The following is a 6,080-nucleotide window of genomic DNA, read 5'->3' on the forward strand; positions in this document are numbered from 1 at the left end:
CAAGCACCCACAAGGTTGCGGTCTCAAGGCAGCTCTATCCCGCCCGACGCCTTGTGCAGTTTGCGCAGGTGCTCACCAATCTGCTTCACGTTGGCCTCGTTGGCGGCCATCTCGGCGGCACGGCTCGGCTCAAGCAATGCCCTCACTTCCTTGTCCAGATCCCCGGACAGGGCCAGGAGCTGCTTCTGGCGCTGGCTGCTTTCCGCTTCCAGATGCTCCCACTCGCTTGGTTGCGGCAAGCCATAACCGTTAGTGCCCAGCAGCTCCGCCGGCCGGCTGAGGAAACCACTGTTGGCGAGAATGTCCTTCAGCGTCTCGTTGGCCTTGTCCATGCCGCCATTCTTCAGCTCTCGGGCGCCCAGATAACGCTGCTTCACTTCATCCTGGGCCAGCAGCAATTGCTGACGGAAACTGGCCTGTTCCAATAGCAGCAACGCCGCGCTGGTGCGCAAATCGGCCTGCTCGAACCATTGCCGACGCTCCGCGGCTTTCAATTCGAGCCAGTCTTCGACGGTTTCCTGTTTGATCGGCAAGTGCTTTTTCAGGATCTCGAACATGGCCTGATAGCGCTCGCGGAAGGAGTCGAAACGATAACCCAGGCGCAAGGCTTCCCGCGGGTCGTCCAGCACGCTGGTGTCCGCCAGCCCGCGGCCTTTCAGCACTTCCAGCAAACCGTTGGGCATGATGTTGTCGAGTCCCACCAATTGCGGGTTATTGGTACCGCCACGCAGTAATTTCAGCTCTTCCACCGCGCAGTTGTTCGACAGGAAGAAGTAGTTGCCGTCATAGCTCCAGTGCATCTCGGCGGCACGTCCCACCACGTCTTCAATCTCGTTGCGCGACAGGTTCAGGGGTACGGAGGCCAGGCTGCGCAGTTCGGTCTTGGTGTATTCGTCAATGACCTGGGACAGCGGCAGGATAAACAGCCGCGACGGGTATTTACCGACCAGGCCATCCCAGCTCGACAGCTGTACGTCGCCGACGAAGGCGCGGTACGACAGCACCAGATGCTGGTCCAGGTCCAGTCGACAATCCGGTCCGCGTGGTCGGCCCGGCGCGCAGATCACCAGGCGTAACATGCTGTGGCCCCAGCGGCTGAACAGGTTCTGGTTAGCTTCGGCCAGCAGATAGTCAATGGCATACACCCGCTCCGGATCGACCTGGCCCAAAGGTGTCCTGGCGAAGTCGTTGCCGGCATTGAGGAAAGCGAAGGTTTTATTGCAGGTGTTTTTGGTAGCGGGCGCCCAACCGAAATGTTCCTTGTAGTAGCGGTACAGTGCGGGTCGGCGGCAGGCGTAGCTCGGGTCGAGGAGGAAATACTCCATGTTGACCGCGACGAATTCCTTTGGACTGCTGGTCTCGTAGATGTCCGGACTGCGGGCAATCTGGCGGTTGTGCTGTTCGCGTTCACCGCGACGGCCTACGTATTGCTGCCAACCGGCGAGATCGAGCAGGCGTGGATCATCACTGAGGGTAAAACGCCGATCCGACTGGCCCCGGCATTGGTCGGGAATGCCAACCAACCCTGAGCTGTTGTTGCGCTGGGTGCAGCGTTGAATCAGCTTGCGCTCGGCATCCGGCCACAGGCGTGAGCGATCGTAGATGTGAGTCAGCTCGTGCAACACCGTGGCCAGCATTTCCCGGCGCACGGTGCCATGGGGGCGATGGGTTTTCCTTGTCGCGGCGCTGCCATCGGTGAGGCCGGCCAGCAGGTTGCGGTTCAGATCGAGCTCGGACACCAGTGATGCCTGACCGTAGGCGTGGCGTGGCATGTCATCGGTCCAGCCGACGTCGATGCGTCGATCGAGTTGCTCGATAAAGCGTGGCGGCAGCGCCTGCATGGCTTCATCGAGCAACGCCTGGCTGGCTTGCTGTTGCGCGGGCGTCAGGCCTTCGGTCTTGAGCTGTAACTGAAGGCCTGCGTGGGCCGTGTTGCCGAGCAGCAACAGGGCCCCGGCCAGCAGCCAGGCGCATGGACGCTTCACAGTGCGAGGATGGCTTCGGCGAGGTCCTGGTCACTGGCGTCACGGGCTTCCGGCACGCGGGTGCGCAGCAAATCGAAGGCGGATTCCAGGTGAGCGCCACGAATGTCGCCATTGCTGGCAACGAAACTGGCGGCGTCGTCCTGGGCTTCGCGCACGATTTTCGAATCGCGAATGGACGTGGTGGTGTCGGAGGTGAAATCGAGGGTGCGCTGGGTGGCGCGGATCAGCATGTTACTGGTGGCAACCAGAGTATGTGCCTGGGACACATCGGCCAACAGCAGCAGGCCTAAGGTGGCAGCAATCAGCGGGTTACGCATGGAACGACTCCAGAAAAACAGGGATAACTATTGGACGAGAATTGCTTGTGCCAGTTCAAGGTCGCTGGCATGAAGTTTTGCCTGGGATCGGCGCAGATACCGCAGGGCCGACTCCAGTCGTGCGCCTCTCAGTTGGCCATCACTGGCAATGAATGCCGCAGCGTCATCCTGGGCGGCGAGCAGCAGTTTATGGTCGAAGGGGGCGCTGGTCACCAAACTTGTGGCGTAACCGCTGGCGACGATGCCTTGGGTGGACAGATTGAAGGCGTCATAAGCGTGGGCCGATCCGCAGTAACCAAGGGTAAGAAAGACTGGAGCGATCAAGAGACTTGAAGGAAAACGCATGAGACTCGACAGGTGAAAATGAGTCCCAAGGCTAGCGCAAGGCCCGATCTAGAGCCAGCGTCGAAACATTGGGGCGCGCCGGGCGTGCCCCATGTCTGTGCAGTCGTTTAGATCGTCAGGATCGCTTGCGCCAGTTGGGCGTCGGTTGCGTTCAGCTGTGGCGCCTGGCGGTGAATGTGGTCGATGGCGCTTTCCAGTTTCACGCCGCGGATGGAACCTTCACTGGCGACGAAGCTGGCAGCGTCGTCACGGGCCGCGAGGACGATCTTGTCATCCTTGAACGAAGACGAGACGACATCGGTAGTCGCATCGGACGTGGCTTTGAGTGCATTGACGACAGCATCCGTGGTCACGATGAAGCTGCTGGCTTGGGCACTGGCAGCTACGGCAAACAGGGCTGCAGCGCTGAGCAGACGGAGACGGGACATGGGTAACTCCTTTGTGTAAACCAATTGAAAAATGGCGCAGTGTCTGCAAAGTCAGACGCCAGGCGCTTGGCGCTCGCCACGTTCTGGTTTGATATTAGGCCTGAGTGTGTCAGTTCGAACAGCCCGTCATGCAAACAGGAAGTCAGCGCCAGAACGGTTTATCCAATTCATTGATGCGGTCGGCGTGGCTGATACCAAGATCTGATAGCTGACAATCATCGAGTTGAGCCAGTAAACGTCGTGTTCTCGCCCTTTCGAGACTAGCGAACAGTCCTGTTAACAGGTCTCTGACCCAGTTCAGGCAAGGTCTCGATTGAATTTCGGGCTTGGAAACATCCTGTAAAGAATTCATGGCGCGGTCCCTGTCCTGATAAGTGGAGAGCTTCATGCTGACACCCGCCGAATATCCATTACAGACACACTACGGCAATATTGTACTCATTCAGTTAGTGCTTTTTGCAAACTGTACTGGTGTTGAGAATTCCCTACTGTCAGACCGGATTTGACAGGCCAAAACGACAAAACCCGTCGTGGTTTCCCACGACGGGTCTTGTTTTTTCAATTCGGGTTGCTGGCGGTGGACCTTCAGGTCAGAGCCAGCGACGCTAACTTAGCGCCAGAACGGCTTGCTCAGCTCTTCGTAGCGTTGTGCTTCGCTAATCCCGGCGTCAGCCAGCAGACGCGAGTCCAGGCGAGCCAGTTGATGGCGGCTGGTGATGCGGCGCTGCCACAGCATCAGGTTGGCGATAACGCGCAGAGGCATGGAAGCCTGGGTTTTTGCAGCAGTGTCTTGAAAGAACAGATCGGAACTGAGTGTACGTTCCATGGTGGTCATCCTTCCGCTTATGGCGGGATTAGGTAGTGGTTTAACTGGTGCCCATGATCCTCTCGTTTGCCTAGTCCCTGTAGATACAGTTCATCTGTATTGTGATGGCTCAGTTAACTGTTTATAGGTGGTGTACTGGTCGAAATAGAGGCAACTGTACCTGTCCGCACTATTAAGGTGCGAAATTGCTGTTTTTGTCCGATTGGGTAGGAATTTTCCCTAGGAAATGACCGGTACAGCAGTACAGTTTTTTTCATATTTCGAAGAGGCAAGAGCAAGCTGACGAAACTGTGTTTGCGCCAGCTGCTATCTGTACCAATTACTTCTTCAGCATTTGCCCGGTTTCTTCCAGGTTTATGTGCCAGCTCAAGGCGTCACGCAGAATGTGCGGGGTGTGCCCGCCGATGGCGCATGCGGCGGTGAAGTAATCATTCAGCGCCTGGCGGTAATCCGGGTGCACGCACTTGTCGATGATGACCCGGGCACGCTCCCGCGGTGCCAGGCCTCGCAGGTCTGCCAGACCGACTTCGGTCACGAGGATGTCGACGTCATGTTCGGTATGGTCAACGTGGCTGACCATCGGCACCACGCTGGAGATCGCACCACCCTTGGCGATCGACTTGGTCACGAACACGGACAGGTGCGCGTTGCGCGCGAAGTCGCCCGAGCCACCGATGCCGTTCATCATCCGTGTACCGCAGACATGGGTGGAGTTGACGTTGCCATATATGTCGAACTCCAGGGCGGTGTTGATGCCGATGATGCCGAGGCGGCGCACGACTTCAGGGTGGTTGGAGATCTCCTGCGGACGCAGGACCAGTTTGTCCTTGTAGCGCTCCAGATTGCCGAACACGTCGGCATTGCGCCGGCTCGACAGGGTGATCGAACTGCCCGAAGCAAAACTCAGCTTGCCCGCATCGATCAGGTCGAAGGTCGAATCCTGCAGCACCTCGGAATACATCGTCAGGTCTTCGAACGGCGAGTCGATCAGGCCACACATCACCGAGTTGGCGATGGTGCCGATACCGGCCTGTAGCGGGCCGAGCTTGTTGGTCATGCGTCCGGCTGCCACTTCCTGTTTGAAGAAGTCGATCAGGTGGTCGGCAATGGCTTGGGTCTCGGCGTCCGGCGCCAGCACAGTGGAGGGCGAGTCAGCCTGGTTGGTGACCACGATGGCAACGATTTTTTCCGCTGGAATCGGGATGGCAGTGCTGCCGATGCGGTCGTCGACTTTGACCAATGGAATCGGGGTGCGGGTCGGACGATAGGTCGGGATATAGATGTCGTGCAGGCCTTCGAGGTTGGGGTTGTGTGCCATGTTGATCTCGACAATCACGTGCTTGGCGAAAATCGCGAAGCTGGCCGAGTTGCCGACCGAGGTGGTTGGCACGATATGCCCTTGCTCGGTGATCGCCACGGCTTCAATCACGGCAATGTCCGGCAGTTTCAATTGCTGGTTGCGCAATTGCTCCACGGTTTCCGACAAGTGCTGGTCGATGAACATGACCTCGCCGGCATTGATCGCCTTACGCAGGGTGCTGTCGACCTGAAACGGCATGCGTCGCGATAGCACGCCAGCTTCGGTCAACTGCTTGTCGAGGTCGTTGCCCAGGCTCGCGCCGGTCATCAGGCTGATCTTCAGCGGCGTGACCTTGGCGCGCTCGGCCAGCGCCTGGGGGACGGCCTTGGCTTCGCCGGCGCGAGTAAAGCCACTCATGCCGACGGTCATGCCGTCCTCAATCAGAGCGGCAGCGTCGGCAGCGCTCATCACTTTGTCCAACAACGAAGGCAGGCGAATACGGTCACGGTACATGGATTGTTATCTCGGGCAACAGGTAGCAGGACGTGCAGTCTAGTGAATTGCGCCAGCTTCTGTCCCGCTACCAAGGTCGCAATCGAGGCGTCTATTCAGGGCCTTTCAAGCAAAACACCGTTACCGGATCGGTAACAAAAGAATAGTTTGTCCGACGATTTGCGCAAACAAAAACGCCCCGACGAGTCGGGGCGTTCTGTGTGCCGTAGAAGGTTAGTCGACGGCCTTGACCATGTCTTCGATGACCTTTTTCGCGTCGCCGAACACCATCATGGTTTTATCCAGGTAGAACAGCTCGTTATCCAGGCCGGCGTAGCCGCTGGCCATCGAGCGCTTGTTGACGATAATGGTCTTGGCCTTGAACGC

8 protein-coding genes are annotated in these 6,080 nt (G+C 58.2%); all 8 read right to left on the minus strand.

The window, feature by feature from the left end; translation table 11 throughout:
* Positions 1-23 precede the first annotated feature (23 nt).
* Positions 24-1,985 (minus strand): DUF7844 domain-containing protein, encoded by a 1,962-nt coding sequence (locus AC1DKH_RS06965; protein ID WP_477797791.1) that lies wholly within the window; start codon positions 1,983-1,985, stop codon positions 24-26.
* Positions 1,982-2,302 (minus strand): DUF2388 domain-containing protein, encoded by a 321-nt coding sequence (locus AC1DKH_RS06970; protein WP_108231768.1) that lies wholly within the window; start codon positions 2,300-2,302, stop codon positions 1,982-1,984. The genes AC1DKH_RS06965 and AC1DKH_RS06970 overlap by 4 nt, the downstream gene beginning before the upstream one ends.
* Before the next feature lie 27 nt (positions 2,303-2,329).
* Positions 2,330-2,647 carry a DUF2388 domain-containing protein gene (locus AC1DKH_RS06975; protein WP_477756309.1) on the minus strand — a complete coding sequence of 106 codons (318 nt, stop codon included), beginning with the start codon at positions 2,645-2,647 and terminating at the stop codon, positions 2,330-2,332.
* 107 nt (positions 2,648-2,754) lie between these two features.
* Complete coding sequence (locus tag AC1DKH_RS06980) at positions 2,755-3,075, minus strand: DUF2388 domain-containing protein (protein ID WP_477756308.1); 321 nt, start codon at positions 3,073-3,075, stop codon at positions 2,755-2,757.
* A 142-nt stretch (positions 3,076-3,217) separates the two neighbouring features.
* Positions 3,218-3,427 carry a DUF1127 domain-containing protein gene (locus tag AC1DKH_RS06985; protein WP_477797793.1) on the minus strand — a complete coding sequence of 70 codons (210 nt, stop codon included), beginning with the start codon at positions 3,425-3,427 and terminating at the stop codon, positions 3,218-3,220.
* A gap of 258 nt (positions 3,428-3,685) precedes the next feature.
* A complete protein-coding gene (locus tag AC1DKH_RS06990) occupies positions 3,686-3,901 on the minus strand; it encodes a DUF1127 domain-containing protein (protein ID WP_477759753.1) in 216 nt (71 codons plus the stop codon).
* 319 nt (positions 3,902-4,220) lie between these two features.
* Complete coding sequence (locus tag AC1DKH_RS06995) at positions 4,221-5,714, minus strand: acetyl-CoA hydrolase/transferase family protein (protein ID WP_008018492.1); 1,494 nt, start codon at positions 5,712-5,714, stop codon at positions 4,221-4,223.
* A 213-nt stretch (positions 5,715-5,927) separates the two neighbouring features.
* Positions 5,928-6,080: NAD(P)(+) transhydrogenase (Re/Si-specific) subunit beta (locus AC1DKH_RS07000; protein ID WP_477797794.1), on the minus strand; the 153-nt coding region annotated here is incomplete at its 5' end.

This window comes from Pseudomonas sp. 05L36, assembly GCF_056398125.1.

Coding starts and splice junctions, on each gene's coding strand:
- AC1DKH_RS06975 (WP_477756309.1), bottom strand. CDS start 2,647: ATGCGTTTTCCTTCAAGTCTCTTGATCGCTCCAGTCTTTCTTACCCTT.
- AC1DKH_RS06990 (WP_477759753.1), bottom strand. CDS start 3,901: ATGGAACGTACACTCAGTTCCGATCTGTTCTTTCAAGACACTGCTGCA.
- AC1DKH_RS06980 (WP_477756308.1), bottom strand. CDS start 3,075: ATGTCCCGTCTCCGTCTGCTCAGCGCTGCAGCCCTGTTTGCCGTAGCT.
- AC1DKH_RS06985 (WP_477797793.1), bottom strand. CDS start 3,427: ATGAATTCTTTACAGGATGTTTCCAAGCCCGAAATTCAATCGAGACCT.
- AC1DKH_RS06995 (WP_008018492.1), bottom strand. CDS start 5,714: ATGTACCGTGACCGTATTCGCCTGCCTTCGTTGTTGGACAAAGTGATG.
- AC1DKH_RS06970 (WP_108231768.1), bottom strand. CDS start 2,302: ATGCGTAACCCGCTGATTGCTGCCACCTTAGGCCTGCTGCTGTTGGCC.